Origin of the sequence: Pseudomonas asplenii, assembly GCF_001293465.1 — a bacterium.
In the GTDB taxonomy this organism is placed as follows: domain Bacteria; phylum Pseudomonadota; class Gammaproteobacteria; order Pseudomonadales; family Pseudomonadaceae; genus Aquipseudomonas; species Aquipseudomonas fuscovaginae_B.
Genome location: NZ_JSYZ01000009.1, coordinates 233,477 through 246,168, shown reverse-complemented (window position 1 = coordinate 246,168; position 12,692 = coordinate 233,477). Strand labels below are relative to the sequence as shown.

General features: G+C 65.6%; 13 protein-coding genes. 3 read left to right on the top strand and 10 right to left on the bottom strand.

What is annotated here, in order from left to right; translation table 11 throughout:
* Nucleotides 1-3 precede the first annotated feature (3 nt).
* Together PF66_RS12815 and mobA are read right to left on the bottom strand one after the other, a co-directional pair.
* Nucleotides 4-225 carry a YgdI/YgdR family lipoprotein gene (locus PF66_RS12815; protein WP_054058806.1) on the bottom strand — a complete coding sequence of 74 codons (222 nt, stop codon included), beginning with the start codon at nucleotides 223-225 and terminating at the stop codon, nucleotides 4-6.
* Between the two features lie 46 nt (nucleotides 226-271).
* Nucleotides 272-889, bottom strand: a complete 618-nt coding sequence (mobA, locus tag PF66_RS12810; RefSeq protein ID WP_054062893.1) for a molybdenum cofactor guanylyltransferase MobA — start codon at nucleotides 887-889, stop codon at nucleotides 272-274.
* A 121-nt stretch (nucleotides 890-1,010) separates the two neighbouring features.
* Here mobA and moaB point away from each other — a divergent pair, with 121 nt between their 5' ends.
* From moaB to PF66_RS12795, 3 genes are all read left to right on the top strand, one after another.
* Nucleotides 1,011-1,550 (top strand): molybdenum cofactor biosynthesis protein B, encoded by a 540-nt coding sequence (gene moaB / locus PF66_RS12805; protein ID WP_054058804.1) that lies wholly within the window; start codon nucleotides 1,011-1,013, stop codon nucleotides 1,548-1,550.
* A gap of 22 nt (nucleotides 1,551-1,572) precedes the next feature.
* Nucleotides 1,573-2,760 (top strand): gephyrin-like molybdotransferase Glp, encoded by a 1,188-nt coding sequence (gene glp, locus PF66_RS12800; RefSeq protein WP_162491343.1) that lies wholly within the window; start codon nucleotides 1,573-1,575, stop codon nucleotides 2,758-2,760.
* A gap of 190 nt (nucleotides 2,761-2,950) precedes the next feature.
* On the top strand, nucleotides 2,951-4,099 hold the full coding sequence (locus PF66_RS12795) for an acyl-CoA dehydrogenase family protein (protein ID WP_054061461.1): 1,149 nt from the start codon (nucleotides 2,951-2,953) through the stop codon (nucleotides 4,097-4,099).
* A 12-nt stretch (nucleotides 4,100-4,111) separates the two neighbouring features.
* Here the strand turns inward: PF66_RS12795 and PF66_RS12790 are convergent, their stop codons facing one another.
* From PF66_RS12790 to ccoG, 8 genes are all read right to left on the bottom strand, one after another.
* Nucleotides 4,112-4,660 carry an adenine phosphoribosyltransferase gene (locus PF66_RS12790; RefSeq protein ID WP_054061460.1) on the bottom strand — a complete coding sequence of 183 codons (549 nt, stop codon included), beginning with the start codon at nucleotides 4,658-4,660 and terminating at the stop codon, nucleotides 4,112-4,114.
* Nucleotides 4,661-4,750: 90 nt separating this feature from the next.
* The gene (fnr, locus tag PF66_RS12785; protein ID WP_054061459.1) at nucleotides 4,751-5,485 is read right to left on the bottom strand and encodes a fumarate/nitrate reduction transcriptional regulator Fnr; all 735 of its coding nucleotides are present in this window, start codon (nucleotides 5,483-5,485) and stop codon (nucleotides 4,751-4,753) included.
* Between the two features lie 107 nt (nucleotides 5,486-5,592).
* Complete coding sequence (hemN, locus tag PF66_RS12780) at nucleotides 5,593-6,975, bottom strand: oxygen-independent coproporphyrinogen III oxidase (RefSeq protein ID WP_054061458.1); 1,383 nt, start codon at nucleotides 6,973-6,975, stop codon at nucleotides 5,593-5,595.
* Nucleotides 6,976-7,066: 91 nt separating this feature from the next.
* Nucleotides 7,067-7,750: a sulfite exporter TauE/SafE family protein gene (locus PF66_RS12775; RefSeq protein WP_054062891.1), complete on the bottom strand. Its 684-nt coding sequence runs from the start codon at nucleotides 7,748-7,750 to the stop codon at nucleotides 7,067-7,069.
* Nucleotides 7,743-7,961: a cbb3-type cytochrome oxidase assembly protein CcoS gene (ccoS, locus tag PF66_RS12770; RefSeq protein WP_054061543.1), complete on the bottom strand. Its 219-nt coding sequence runs from the start codon at nucleotides 7,959-7,961 to the stop codon at nucleotides 7,743-7,745. Before ccoS ends, PF66_RS12775 begins: the two co-directional genes overlap by 8 nt.
* A gap of 22 nt (nucleotides 7,962-7,983) precedes the next feature.
* Nucleotides 7,984-10,434: a heavy metal translocating P-type ATPase gene (locus PF66_RS12765; RefSeq protein ID WP_054062890.1), complete on the bottom strand. Its 2,451-nt coding sequence runs from the start codon at nucleotides 10,432-10,434 to the stop codon at nucleotides 7,984-7,986.
* A 32-nt stretch (nucleotides 10,435-10,466) separates the two neighbouring features.
* On the bottom strand, nucleotides 10,467-11,006 hold the full coding sequence (locus tag PF66_RS12760) for a FixH family protein (RefSeq protein WP_054062889.1): 540 nt from the start codon (nucleotides 11,004-11,006) through the stop codon (nucleotides 10,467-10,469).
* 11 nt (nucleotides 11,007-11,017) lie between these two features.
* Nucleotides 11,018-12,433 carry a cytochrome c oxidase accessory protein CcoG gene (gene ccoG / locus PF66_RS12755; RefSeq protein ID WP_054061070.1) on the bottom strand — a complete coding sequence of 472 codons (1,416 nt, stop codon included), beginning with the start codon at nucleotides 12,431-12,433 and terminating at the stop codon, nucleotides 11,018-11,020.
* Between the last annotated feature and the right edge of the window lie 259 nt (nucleotides 12,434-12,692).

The window sequence follows — 12,692 nt, the reverse complement described above, 5'->3', positions numbered from 1 at the left end:
GGCTTACAGCTCCTTGACGGTACGCACCTGGTCCTTGTTGATACGGGTGTTCTTGCCGTCCAGTTGCTTGAACTCGTAGAAGCCCGAGTCGGAATCGTACTTGGGAGTGTCCACCGCCTGAATCTCACGCCCGTCGTTCAGGGTGATCACCGTCGGCGTCGAGCAACCGGCGAGGGTGGCCAGGCCCACAGTCAGCATGAGTGCGGCGAGGGTCCGTTGGGTCATGGTGCTTCTCCAGAAAAAATACGGATGGATTACTGCTAGGACGCCATTATTTTCGGCAAGTTCCTTGCGGCTGTCCATCGAGCCTGCTGTCGCAATGCTGAAGCAATTGCGGAGTGTTGAGGTTGGCCAGCCTGGCGTCGCCTGCCGGGCACTGCAGGGCCTGGGCCTGCAACGGCAGCATGACCTGTCGCGGGCTGCGCTCGCCTGCCGCCCAGGCGCGTTCGAAGGCGTCGGCCAGCGCCACCGGGATCACGCAGAACAGCGGTTCCCAGTATTCGCCCTGGCGCACCATCAGCGGCCGCTGTGGGTGCTCGCCGGCCACCTCGAGCATGCTCTGCAGCAGTGACCGATCGACCTGTGGCACATCGCAGGGCAGCACCAGCAGATGCGGGTGACGTGCCACCGCCAGGCCGGCGCGAATCCCGGCCAGGGGCCCGGGGAAATCGCTGCTGTCGTCGCTGACCAGGCGATCGGCATAGACCGCATAGCGTTCCTGGTTACGGTTGCAGGAAATGATCAGGTCGTCGGTCAGTGGCCGCGCCGTGGCATGCAGATGGGCGATCAATGGCTGGCCTCGCCAGGGCAGCAGGCCCTTGTCCCGGCCGCCCATGCGTTGGCCGCGGCCGCCGGCCAGGAGCAGGATGGAGAAGTCGGTCAGCGGCATGGCGGGTCTCGAAGGCGATGGTCGTGCCACTCAAGGAGCGCACTTGTAACAGGCAACGCTGTGATATAACACCGGCCTGTTTTTCCGACAACGCATTCTTCCATCACATTGGACCGAGCCTATGAAAGCCAAGGCTGATACCCCTTTTGTACCGCTGAATATCGCGGTCCTGACTGTCAGTGATACCCGTACCCTGGAAACCGACACCTCCGGGCAGGTCTTCGTCGATCGCCTGACTGCCGCCGGTCACCACCTGGCCGAGCGGGTGCTGCTCAAGGACGACCTGTATCGGATCCGTGCCCAGGTCGCTACCTGGATCGCCGAGGAGGTGGTCCAGGTCGTGCTGATCACCGGCGGCACCGGCTTCACCGGCCGTGACAGTACCCCGGAGGCGGTAACCTGCCTGCTGGACAAGCAGGTCGACGGTTTCGGCGAATTGTTCCGGCAGATTTCCGTGGCCGATATCGGCACCTCCACCGTGCAGTCGCGGGCCCTGGCCGGCCTGGCCAACGGCACGCTGGTCTGCTGCCTGCCGGGTTCGACCAACGCGGTGCGCACCGGCTGGGACGGCATCCTCGCCGAACAGCTGGACTCGCGTCACCGCCCCTGCAACTTCGTTCCACACCTGAAACAGGCGGCGCCTTGTGAATCCCGCGGGTAAGCCGGGCAAGAGCGGTGCGCTGATGCCGGTCGAAGTCGCCTTGGCCCGGCTGCTCGAACTGGCCGAGGCGGCGCCGATCCGCGAGGTCGAGCGCCTGTCGCTGGCGGCTGTCGAGGGTCGGGTGCTGGCCGAGGACCTGGTCTCCAGCCTCGATCTGCCGCCCTGGCCGAACAGTGCCATGGATGGTTATGCGCTGCGCCTGGCCGACTGGCAGGGCGAGCCGTTGCCGGTCAGCCAGCGGATTTTCGCCGGGCAGGCTCCGCAACCGCTGCTGCCTGGCACCTGTGCGCGGATCTTCACCGGCGCGCCGGTGCCGGCCGGCGCCGACTGCGTGGAAATGCAGGAAAACGCCGAGGTGCAGGACGATCAGCGGGTACGTTTCACCCAGCCGCTCAAGCCACAGCAGAACATCCGGCCCCAGGGCCAGGAAACCACGGTCGGCGAACGGGTCTTGTCGGCGGGCACTCGCCTGGGGCCGGTGGAGCAGGGGCTGGCGGCCTCACTCGGCTGTGCCGAACTGGAGGTGATCCGCCCGGTGCGCGTCGCGGTGCTGTCGACCGGTGATGAACTGGTCGAGCCGGGCCAGCCGCTGGGGGCAGGGCAGATCTACAACAGCAATCGGGTCCTGCTCTGCAGCTGGCTCAAGCGGCTGGGTTGCACCGTGGTCGATGCCGGAATCCTGCCAGACGATCTGCCGGCTACCCGCCAGCGCCTGGCGGAGCTGGGGGATGTCGACCTGATCCTGTCCACCGGCGGCGTGTCGGTCGGTGAAGCGGACTTCCTCGGCATCGCCTTGCGCGAGGCCGGCGAACTGGACCTGTGGAAACTGGCGATCAAGCCGGGCAAGCCGCTGACCTTCGGGCATTTTCGCGGGGTGCCGGTGATCGGCCTGCCGGGTAACCCGGCGTCGACCCTGGTGACCTTTGCGCTGCTGGCGCGCCCCTACCTGCTGCGCCGCCAGGGTGTGCAGGAGGTCGAGCCGTTGCGCTTGCGGGTGCCGGCCGGGTTCGCCTGGCCCAAGCCCGGCAATCGCCGCGAATACCTGCGTGCACGGCTGGAGAAGGGCCGGGCGATCATCTACCGCAACCAGAGCTCCGGTGTCCTGCGCAGTGCGGCGTGGGCCGAAGGGCTGGTGGAAGTGTTGGAGGGGACCACGCTGGTGGAGGGCGATTGGCTGAACTTCATTCCCCTGAGTGAAGTGCTCGGCTGACAGTCGCCAAGCGCTTCGCGGGCAAGCCACGCTCCTACAGGCCCAAGCCGGGCATCAGACTTGCGTACGACTCGGGCCTGTAGGAGCGTGGCTTGCCCGCGAAAGCATCCTCAATATCACCGCATGCAAGGGACTTGAAAACCAAGCAAGCGCTAGGTAAGTTCTCTGGGTCTTCCCAGGGAGCTTGCCCATGTCTGCCTTTCAGGAATACTTCAACCCCGGCCATCAACTGATACGCGACAGCGTCAGGCGTTTCGTCGAGCGGGAAATTCTTCCGGACATCGAGCAATGGGAAGAAGCCGAAGGCTTCCCCCGCGAGCTTTACCTCAAGGCTGGTGCCGCCGGTATCCTCGGTATCGGTTATCCCGAGGTGCTGGGCGGCAGCCATGAAGGCGATCTGTTCGCCAAGGTCGCGGCCAGCGAGGAACTGATGCGCTGCGGCTCCGGCGGCCTGGTGGCGGGCCTCGGCTCCCTGGATATCGGCCTGCCCCCCATCGTCAAATGGGCGCGACCGGAGGTGCGTGAGCGGGTGGTGCCGGCCGTGCTGGCCGGCGAGAAGATCAGTGCCCTCGCAGTGACCGAGCCGGGCGGCGGATCGGATGTCGCCAACCTGCAGACCCGTGCCGTGCGCGATGGCGACTGTTACCGCGTCAGCGGCAGCAAGACCTTCATCACCAGCGGCGTGCGCGCCGACTATTACACCGTGGCGGTACGCACCGGCGAGCCGGGTTTTGGTGGTATCAGCCTGTTGCTGGTCGAGAAGGGCACACCGGGTTTCACCGTCGGCCGGCCGTTGAAGAAGATGGGCTGGTGGGCGTCGGATACCGCCGAACTGTTCTTCGACGATTGCCGGGTACCGCTGGGCAACCTGATCGGTGCCGAGAACATGGGGTTTGCCTGCATCATGGGCAACTTCCAGAACGAACGCCTGGCCCTGGCGATCATGGCCAACATGACCGCCCAGCTGGCGTTGGAGGAAAGCCTGAAATGGGCGCGAGCACGCGAAGCCTTCGGCAAACCCATCGGCAAGTTCCAGGTGATCCGGCACCGCCTGGCCGAGATGGCGACGGCCCTGGAGGTATCACGGGAATTCACCTATCGCCAGGCGGCGAAGATGGCGGCAGGGCAGAGCGTGGTCAAGGAGGTGTCGATGGCGAAGAACTTCGCCACCGATACCGCCGAACGGATCACCCACGATGCGGTGCAGATCCTCGGGGGCCTCGGCTATATGCGCGAGAGCCTGGTGGAGCGGTTGTACCGCGACAACCGCATCCTCTCCATCGGCGGCGGTACCCGCGAAGTGATGAACGAGATCATCGGCAAGCAGATGGGGCTCTGAGCCCACCGGCCGTTACTTTTCCGCCAGCGAGAATTGGGTCAGGCAGTAGGTCGGCACGTTCATGTCGTTCAGCCGCCGGGAGCCGCCCAGCTCCGGCAGGTCGATGATCGCGGCGGCCTCGAAGACCTTGGCGCCCATGCGCCGGACCAGGTTGGCGGCGGCGATCAGGGTGCCGCCGGTGGCGATCAGGTCATCGAAGATCAGCACCGAATCGCCTTCGCACAGGCTGTCGGCATGCACTTCGAGGAAGGCCTCGCCGTATTCGGTCTGGTAGCCCTCGGACAGGACATCCGCTGGCAACTTGCCCTGCTTGCGGAACAGGATCAGCGGCTTGTTCAACTGGTGGGCGATGATCGAGCCGATCAGGAAGCCGCGGGCGTCCATCGCGCCGATGTGGCTGAAGTCGGCTTCGACATAACGGTGGATGAAGCTGTCGGCCACCAGCCGGACCGCCCGTGGCGACTGGAACAGTGGCGTGATGTCGCGGAAAATCACGCCCGGTTTCGGGAAATCGATAACCGGGCGGATCAGGGATTTGATGTCGAAGGTGTCGAAAGCCATCGTCGCAGGTTTCCTGGAGAGCGGTAGGTGCCCAGTATACCTGCGACGGTGCCCAGTGGCCTGTGCGAATTGGTCAGGCCGGCCGCCGGATCAGCTTTCCAGCGAACCGCCGGCGAGGGCACAGAGCTGGATCGGGTCGAGGATGTGCACTTCCTTGCCTTCGGCGGCGATCAGTTCGCTGCCCTGGAAGCGGGTGAACACCCGCGAGACGGTTTCCACCGCAAGGCCCAGGTAGTTGCCGATCTCGTTGCGCGACATGCTCAGGCGGAACTGGTTGGCGGAGAACCCGCGGGCGCGGAAACGGGCCGAAAGGTTGACCAGGAACGTGGCGATCCGCTCGTCGGCGGTCTTTTTCGACAACAGCAGCATCATCTGCTGGTCGTCGCGGATCTCCCGGCTCATCACCCGCATCAGTTGGCGGCGCAACTGCGGCAGTTGCAGGGCCAGTTCGTCCAGGCGCTCGAAGGGAATCTCGCACACCGAAGTGGTTTCCAGGGCCTGGGCCGATACCGGGTAGGTCTCGGTGTCCATCCCCGACAGCCCGACCAGTTCGCTGGGCAGGTGGAAACCGGTGATCTGTTCCTCGCCGCCGTCGCTCAGGCTGAAGGTCTTCAGTGCGCCGGAGCGCACGGCGTAGACGGAGCCGAAGGTATCGCCCTGGCGAAAGAGGAATTCCCCTTTCTTCAGCGGGCGGCCGCGTTTGACGATTTCGTCCAGCGCATCCATGTCCTCCAGATTCAATGAAAGTGGCAGGCAGAGAGGGGCCAGGCTGCAATCCTTGCAGTTGGCCTGGCTGTGGGCGCGCAGCTTCACGGGCTCGGACATTTCTTGAATCCTTGTGGGAAATCACACATAAGCCGTAAGGGTACCCCAGCAGGGCTTGTTCAGGCCAGCCTGCGCCAAAATGGCGCACCCCTACGAAAGTGTAATTTTCAGATCACCCGGGAGAAGCGCTGGCGATTCTGCTGTTCCAGGTAGGCATCGAATACCATGCACACCGAGCGTACCAGCAGGCGCCCGGCGGGCAGAACGGTGAGCCGCTCGTTGTCCAGCTCGATCAGGCCATCGTCGGCCATGCCCATCAGGCGTGGCCAGAGTTCGGCGAAGTAGCCGCGGAAGTCGAGGGTGAACTGCTGCTCGATCCGGGCGAACTCCAGGCTGAAGTTGCAGATGATCTGCTGGATCACTTCCCGGCGCAGCCGGTCGTCGGCGTTGCACAGCAGGCCGCGACTGGTGGCCAGTTGCGCGCTGGCCAGGGTGTTCTGGTACTGGTTCAGGTCGCTGCTGTTCTGGCAGTACAGGTCGCCGATCTGGCTGATGGCCGACACGCCCAAGCCGATCAGGTCGCAGTGGCCATGGGTGGTGTAGCCCTGGAAGTTGCGCTGCAGGGTGGACTCTTCCTGGGCGATCGCCAGTTCGTCGTCCGGCAGGGCGAAGTGATCCATGCCGATGTAGCGATAGCCGGCGGCGGTCAATTGCTCGATGGTGCGATGGAGCATTTCCAGCTTGTCGGCCGGAGCCGGCAGCTCATGGCTGTTGATCCGCCGCTGGGGCAGGAAGCGCTCGGGCAGGTGGGCATAGTTGAACACCGAAAGGCGGTCCGGCTGCAGGTTGATCACTTCGTCCACGGTGCGGGCGAAATGTTCCGGGGTCTGCTTGGGCAGGCCGTAGATCAGGTCGATATTGATCGAGCGGAATTGCAGGGTCCGCGCCGCCTCGATCACCGCACGGGTTTCATCCAGGCTCTGCAGGCGATTGACCGCCCGCTGCACGCTCGGGTCGAGGTCCTGCAGGCCGATGCTGATCCGGTTGAAGCCCAGCTCGCGCAACAGGCCCATGGTCGACCAGTCGGCTTCCCGCGGGTCGATCTCGATGCCGTAGTCGCCGGAGTCGTCATCCAGCAGGTTGAAGTGCTGGCGCAGCCTGGCCATCAACTGGCGCAGTTCGTCATGGCTGAGAAAGGTCGGCGTGCCACCGCCGAAGTGCAACTGCTCGACTTTCTGGTTCGGGTCCAGGTGGCAGGCCACCAGCTGGATTTCCTGTTCCAGGCGCTGCAGATAGGGCTGGGCGCGGCCGCGGTCCTTGGTGATGACCTTGTTGCAGGCGCAGTAGTAGCAGATGTTCGCGCAGAACGGCACATGCACATACAGCGACAGCGGCCGCGAGGCCTTGCGGCTGTCGCGCAGGGCGTGCAACAGGTCGAAGGTGCCGACCTGGCTGTTGAATTGTACGGCGGTGGGGTAGGAGGTGTAACGCGGTCCCGCAAGGTCGTAACGGCGAATAAGATCAGAGTCCCAACGAATGGCGTCGAGCATGCGGGCGTTCCCCCGGATTGGCTGCAATGCCCGGAGTCTAGGGGGATCGCGACGCAGGCATGTTGATTTGTATCAAGGGTCTCGGAGCCGCTCAGTGCCCCATCAACCAGTGCTGGTGCGGTCCCGGCAGGGTCCACAGGCCGAACAGCATCACCAGCAGGCCGCCGCCCAGGCGTACACCGCGTTTGCGCAACAGCGCCGTGACCCGTTCCGCCGCCAGCCCGGTCGCCAGCAGCACCGGCCAGGTGCCCAGGCCGAAGGCGAGCATCAGCAGCGCGCTGTCCAGCGCGTTGCCGCGGCTCGCCGCCCACAGCAGCGTGCTGTAGACCAGGCCACACGGCAGCCAGCCCCAGAGCGTACCCAGCAGCAGCGCACGGGGCAGGCTCGACACCGGCAGCAGGCGATTGGCAACCGGTTGGATATGCCGCCACAGGCCGCGGCCGAGAGCTTCGATGCGGGTCAGGCCACTCCACCAGCCGGCCAGGTACAGGCCCATGCTGATCAGCAGCAGGCCAGCCACGACCCGCAACGCCGCCGCCGCCGGGCTGCTGGCCACCGCCCAGCCGGCCAGCCCGGTGAGCAGGCCGGCCGCTCCGTAGCTGAGCACCCGCCCGAGGTTGTAGGCCAGCAGCAGGCGCAGGCGTCGCGCCCGTTGTTCGCGGGGGATCGCCAGGGTCAGGGCGCCCATCAGGCCGCCGCACATGCCCAGGCAATGACCGCCGCCGAGCAGGCCGAGGATCACCGCGGAAACCAGCAGTGGCACCAGTTCAGGCATGGGGCGGCGTCCGCCGATCGCGCTCGTTGCCCGTACCGTCGGCCTCGTCGATGGCGGCCTTGTGGTTCGGGTCCTGGTCGTCGAACAGGATGCTGTGGGCCGGGCCGTCGAGGTCGTCGTACTGGCCGCTGTCCACCGCCCAGAAGAAAATGTAGACGGCGATGGCGACGATCAGCAGTGCCGCCGGGATCATCACGTAGAGTGCTGGCATCTTTACTCCAGGCCCGCCCGGTTCAGGCCGGTTGCGGGCGGGTTTCGGTCAGGACGTGGTCGCCCTGCGGGCCGGGCAGGCGAGTCAGGCGCAAGGCGTTCAGCACCACCGTCAACGAGCTGATGGACATACCGACCGCCGCCCATATCGGCGTGATCCAGCCGAGGGCGGCGAACGGCAACATGAGCCCATTGTACAGTGCCGCCCAGGCCAGGTTCTCGATGATCACCCGACGGGTCCGGCGGGCCAGGTCGAAGGCCTGCACCAGGGCGTCGAGGCGGTTGGACAGCAGCACGGCGTCGGCACTGGTCTTGGCCAGGTCGGTGGCCGAGCCCATGGCGACGCTGATGTCGGCCGCGGCCAGCACCGGCACGTCGTTGACCCCGTCCCCCAGCATCAGCACCTTGCGGCCCTGCTGCTGCAATTGCCTGAGCACCTGCAACTTGTCATCCGGGCTCAGCCCGCCACGGGCCTCGTCGATCCCCAGTTGCGCAGCCACGTCGGTGACCATCGGCGAACTGTCGCCGGATAGCAGCAGGGTGCGCCAGCCACGGGCACGGCAGGCCGCGAGCAGGTCCGGGGCATCGCCGCGCAGCCGGTCGTCGAGGACGAACCAGGCCAGCGCGCCCTGGCGGTCGCCGAGCAGCAGCCACTGTCCGCTGGCATCCGGCGCTGTCGGCAGGGCGCAGCCGCTGAGTTCACAGACGAACTGCGCCTGGCCGATCCGCAACCACTGCGCGCCGACCCGGCCTTCCAGGCCGCGTCCGGGTGTACTCAGGACGTCTTCGGCGGCTTGCGGGGCACGGCCGAAGGCCCTGGCGATCGGGTGCTCGGAGCGGTTCTCCAGCGCCGCGGCCAAGGCCAGGCAGCGTTCGCTGTCCAGCGCTCCCAGCGGGTGGATGGCGCGCAGCGCCAGGCGGCCTTCGGTGAGGGTGCCGGTCTTGTCGAAAATCACCGTGTCGATCTGGTTCAGCCCTTCGAGCACATGCCCGCGGGTCAGCAGCAGGCCGAGCTTGTGCAGGGTGCCGGTGGCCGCGGTGAGGGCGGTCGGGGTGGCCAGCGACAGGGCGCAGGGGCAGGTCGCCACCAGCATCGCCAGGACGATCCAGAACGCCCGCTGTGGCTCGACCTGCCACCAGAGCAGGCCGATGGCCACGGCGGCGATCAGCGACAGCAGCAGGAACCATTGCGAGGCGCGGTCGGCGATCTCCGCCAGGTGCGGCTTCTCGCTCTGGGCCCGTTCCAGCAGGCGGACGATGGCCGACAGGCGAGTGTCCTGGCCGAGGGCGAGGATCTCGACCGTCAGGGCGCCTTCGACGTTCAGCGTGCCGGCGGTGACCGCCTCGCCCGGGCCACGTGGTTGCGGCAGGTATTCGCCGGTCAGCAGCGATTCGTCGATGCTCGACTGGCCCTGGAGAATCCGGCCGTCCGCGGGTAGCACGGCACCGGGATGCACCAGCACCTGGTCACCCAGGCGCAGTTCATCGAGCAGGATGCGTTCGCTCTGGCCGTCCGCCTGCAGGCGCAGGCAGGACGCCGGCAGCAGGTTGACCAGTTGCGCGGTGGCCGCCGCCGTGCGCTCGCGGGCGCGTCGTTCCAGATAGCGGCCGGCCAGCAGAAACAGGGCGAACATGCCCACCGCATCGAAGTACAGCTCGCCGACGCCGCTGATCGAGGTCCAGATCCCGGCGCAGTAGGCGCTGCCGATCGCCAGCGAGACCGAGACGTCCATGGTCAGGTGGCGGGTACGCAGGTCGCGCAGGGCGCCGCGAAAGAACGGCGCGCAACTGTAGAAGACGATCGGGGTGGTCAGGAACAGCGCGACCCAGCGCAGGATGACATGCAGCTCCGGGCTCAGGTCGATATTGAATTCCGGCCACGTGGCCATGGTCGCCATCATCGCCTGGAACCACAGCAGGCCGGCCACGCCCAGCTGGCGCAGGGACTTGCGGTTCTCGGCGGCCAACTGTTCGCTGGCGCGGTCGGGTCGATAGGGGTGGGCGGCGTAGCCGATCTGCCGCAGTTCGGCCAGCAGGCTGCTCAGCGGCAGCTGGCTGTCGGCCCAGCTGACCTGCAAGCGGTGATTGGACAGGTTCAGCCGTGCCTCGGCCACCGCCGGCAGGTTGCGCAGGTGCCTTTCGATCAGCCAGCCACAGGCCGCGCAACTGATGCCTTCGATCAGCAGGGTGGTTTCGGCCAGTTCGCCGTCGTGACGGACGAAGGGCTGCTGCACATCGGCGCGGTCGTACAGCGCCAGTTCATCCGGCAGTTGCACCGGCAGGACGTCGGGGTTGGCGGAGGTCTCGCTGCGATGGCTGTAGTAGTGCTCCAGGCCGCCGGCGACGATGGCCTCGGCCACGGCCTGGCAGCCCGGGCAGCAGAACTCGCGGGTCTCGCCCAGCACTGCGGCGGTGAAGCGGCTGCCCGAGGGGACGGGCAGGGCGCAGTGGTAACAGGGGAGTGGGGTGGTCATAAGTGATGTGGGTCGATCGATTCCGTGCGCGGTCAGTTGTCGAGGTCTTCGGCACCCTTGAGCGGCTCGTCGCCCAGCAGCAGGTCGCGGTCATGGCTGACCTGCTCTTCCTCGAACATCCGCCAGGTCTTGCCGTCCTGGGTACCCAGCAGTTCGACGAAGCGCCGGCCCTCGACCTTGTCGCTCAACTGGCCGATGTAGCGGCCCTGTTCGGTCTGGCTGCGGTTGAGGCTGATCTTGCGATCCTTCTCCGGCTGGGTCGGCGAGATCAGGTTCAACTCCAGGGTCGCAGGCGTGCTGTCGCCGCTCAGGCGCAGGTCGACCTCACCGGTCACGTCGTCGAAGTGCACGTTGGCGCGCATCTTCAGCGACTGGGCCAGCAACTCGCGGTCCAGGGAACGGTTGATGCCCTTGCCGGCCTCGTAGTAGTTGTCGTTGACCAGGTTGTCCGGGTTCTTCACCGCGATGGTCACCATCGACAGGGTCAGGGCGACCGAGCAGGCCAGGATGCCGATGATGATCCACGGCCAGAGGTGCTTGTACCAGGGGTGGGTGGCAGTTGCGACGGACATTGTGGCTTCCCTTAGCGGATTTGCGGGCCGATGAACCGGCTCTTGGCTTCGACGTGAACGCTGGCGTCATCGGCGTCCCTGAGGATGAATTTCACCTCGTTGGTGCTCGACGGCAGTTGCTCGGGAGAACTGGAGAGTTCCACCGGCATGCTGAAGATCTCCCCGGCCGGCACGCGGATCTCGCGCCGCCCCTGCAGGCGCAGGTCGGGCAGGCCGGCGGCATCGAGCACGTAGGTGTGGTCGCGCTGGTCCTTGTTCATGATCTTCAGGCTGTAGACGTTCTCGATCCGACCCTCGGCATTTTCGCGATAGAGGACGCGGTCCTTGCTGACGTCGAAGCCGACCAGCGAGCGCATGAGGAACGCGGTGATCAACAGACTGATCATCGCCAGCAGCACCACCGCGTAGCCGATCAGGCGAGGGCGCAGGGTGTGGGTCTTCTGCCCGGACAGGTTGTGCTCGGTGGTGTAGCTGATCAGCCCGCGCGGATATTCCATCTTGTCCATGATGCTGTCACAGGCGTCGATGCAGGCGGCGCAGCCGATGCATTCGATCTGCAGGCCATCGCGGATGTCGATGCCGGTGGGGCAGACCTGCACGCACATCGTGCAGTCGATGCAGTCGCCCAGGCCCTGGGCCTTGTAGTCGGCGCCTTTCTTGCGCGGGCCACGGCCTTCGCCACGGCGCGGGTCGTAGGAGACGATCAGGGTGTCCTTGTCGAACATCACGCTCTGGAAGCGCGCGTAGGGGCACATGTAGATGCACACCTGCTCACGCAGCCAGCCGGCGTTGCCATAGGTGGCGAGGGTGAAGAAACCGACCCAGAAATACGACCAGCCATCGGCTTGCCCGGTGAAGAAGTCGATCACCAGTTCGCGGATCGGCGAGAAGTAGCCGACGAAGGTCATGCCGGTGACGAAGCCGATCAGCAGCCACAGGCTGTGCTTGCTGAACTTGCGCAGGAACTTGTTGGCGCTCATCGGCGCCTTGTCGAGCTTGATGCGCTGGTTGCGATCCCCCTCGGTGACTTTCTCGCACCACATGAAGATCCAGGTCCAGACGCTCTGCGGGCAGGTGTAGCCGCACCAGATGCGCCCGGCGTAGACGGTGATGAAGAACAGGCCGAAGGCGGCGATGATCAGCATGCCCGACAGCAGGATGAAGTCCTGGGGCCAGAAGGTCGCGCCGAAGATGAAGAACTTGCGTTCCGGCAGGTTCCACCAGACGGCCTGGTGGCCGCCCCAGTTCAGCCAGACCGTACCGAAGTAGAGCAGGAACAGCACGGCGCCGCCGGCCATCCGCAGGTTGCGGAACAGCCCGGTGAAGGCTCGGGTGTAGATTTTTTCGCGTGAGGCGTAGAGGTCGACGGCGTTGTTCTGTTGCTTGGCAGGCGGAGTGACGTCGTGTACCGGAATCTGATTGCTCATCATTGCATCCCACGGCAGGGGGAAAATGTCGCGGTCAGTACGTGCCGACCGTGATCGGATAGCGTTGAAGCTTAGTGCAGTGGCTTAATGATACGCCTCTGCCCCGGCTCAACGGGTGCGACCTTTGGTCGCGTTGGGTGAAAGCTCGGTATGGTGTAGCGAATGTAACAAAGCATGACTCAGATCAATTGACTATAGGCCAAGGCCGTGGCTGGCATGTGCCGATTCTGGCGGGCGTGAGGGCCCTGCACCATGAAAA

Excerpts from the sequence above, each read along its gene's own strand:
- PF66_RS12795 (WP_054061461.1), top strand. The coding sequence starts at position 2,951 with ATGTCTGCCTTTCAGGAATACTTCAACCCCGGCCATCAACTGATACGC.
- PF66_RS12790 (WP_054061460.1), bottom strand. The coding sequence starts at position 4,660 with ATGGCTTTCGACACCTTCGACATCAAATCCCTGATCCGCCCGGTTATC.
- glp (WP_162491343.1), top strand. The coding sequence starts at position 1,573 with ATGCCGGTCGAAGTCGCCTTGGCCCGGCTGCTCGAACTGGCCGAGGCG.
- PF66_RS12775 (WP_054062891.1), bottom strand. The coding sequence starts at position 7,750 with ATGCCTGAACTGGTGCCACTGCTGGTTTCCGCGGTGATCCTCGGCCTG.
- PF66_RS12760 (WP_054062889.1), bottom strand. The coding sequence starts at position 11,006 with ATGTCCGTCGCAACTGCCACCCACCCCTGGTACAAGCACCTCTGGCCG.
- PF66_RS12765 (WP_054062890.1), bottom strand. The coding sequence starts at position 10,434 with ATGACCACCCCACTCCCCTGTTACCACTGCGCCCTGCCCGTCCCCTCG.
- PF66_RS12815 (WP_054058806.1), bottom strand. The coding sequence starts at position 225 with ATGACCCAACGGACCCTCGCCGCACTCATGCTGACTGTGGGCCTGGCC.
- ccoG (WP_054061070.1), bottom strand. The coding sequence starts at position 12,433 with ATGAGCAATCAGATTCCGGTACACGACGTCACTCCGCCTGCCAAGCAA.
- mobA (WP_054062893.1), bottom strand. The coding sequence starts at position 889 with ATGCCGCTGACCGACTTCTCCATCCTGCTCCTGGCCGGCGGCCGCGGC.
- moaB (WP_054058804.1), top strand. The coding sequence starts at position 1,011 with ATGAAAGCCAAGGCTGATACCCCTTTTGTACCGCTGAATATCGCGGTC.
- fnr (WP_054061459.1), bottom strand. The coding sequence starts at position 5,485 with ATGTCCGAGCCCGTGAAGCTGCGCGCCCACAGCCAGGCCAACTGCAAG.
- hemN (WP_054061458.1), bottom strand. The coding sequence starts at position 6,975 with ATGCTCGACGCCATTCGTTGGGACTCTGATCTTATTCGCCGTTACGAC.
- ccoS (WP_054061543.1), bottom strand. The coding sequence starts at position 7,961 with ATGCCAGCACTCTACGTGATGATCCCGGCGGCACTGCTGATCGTCGCC.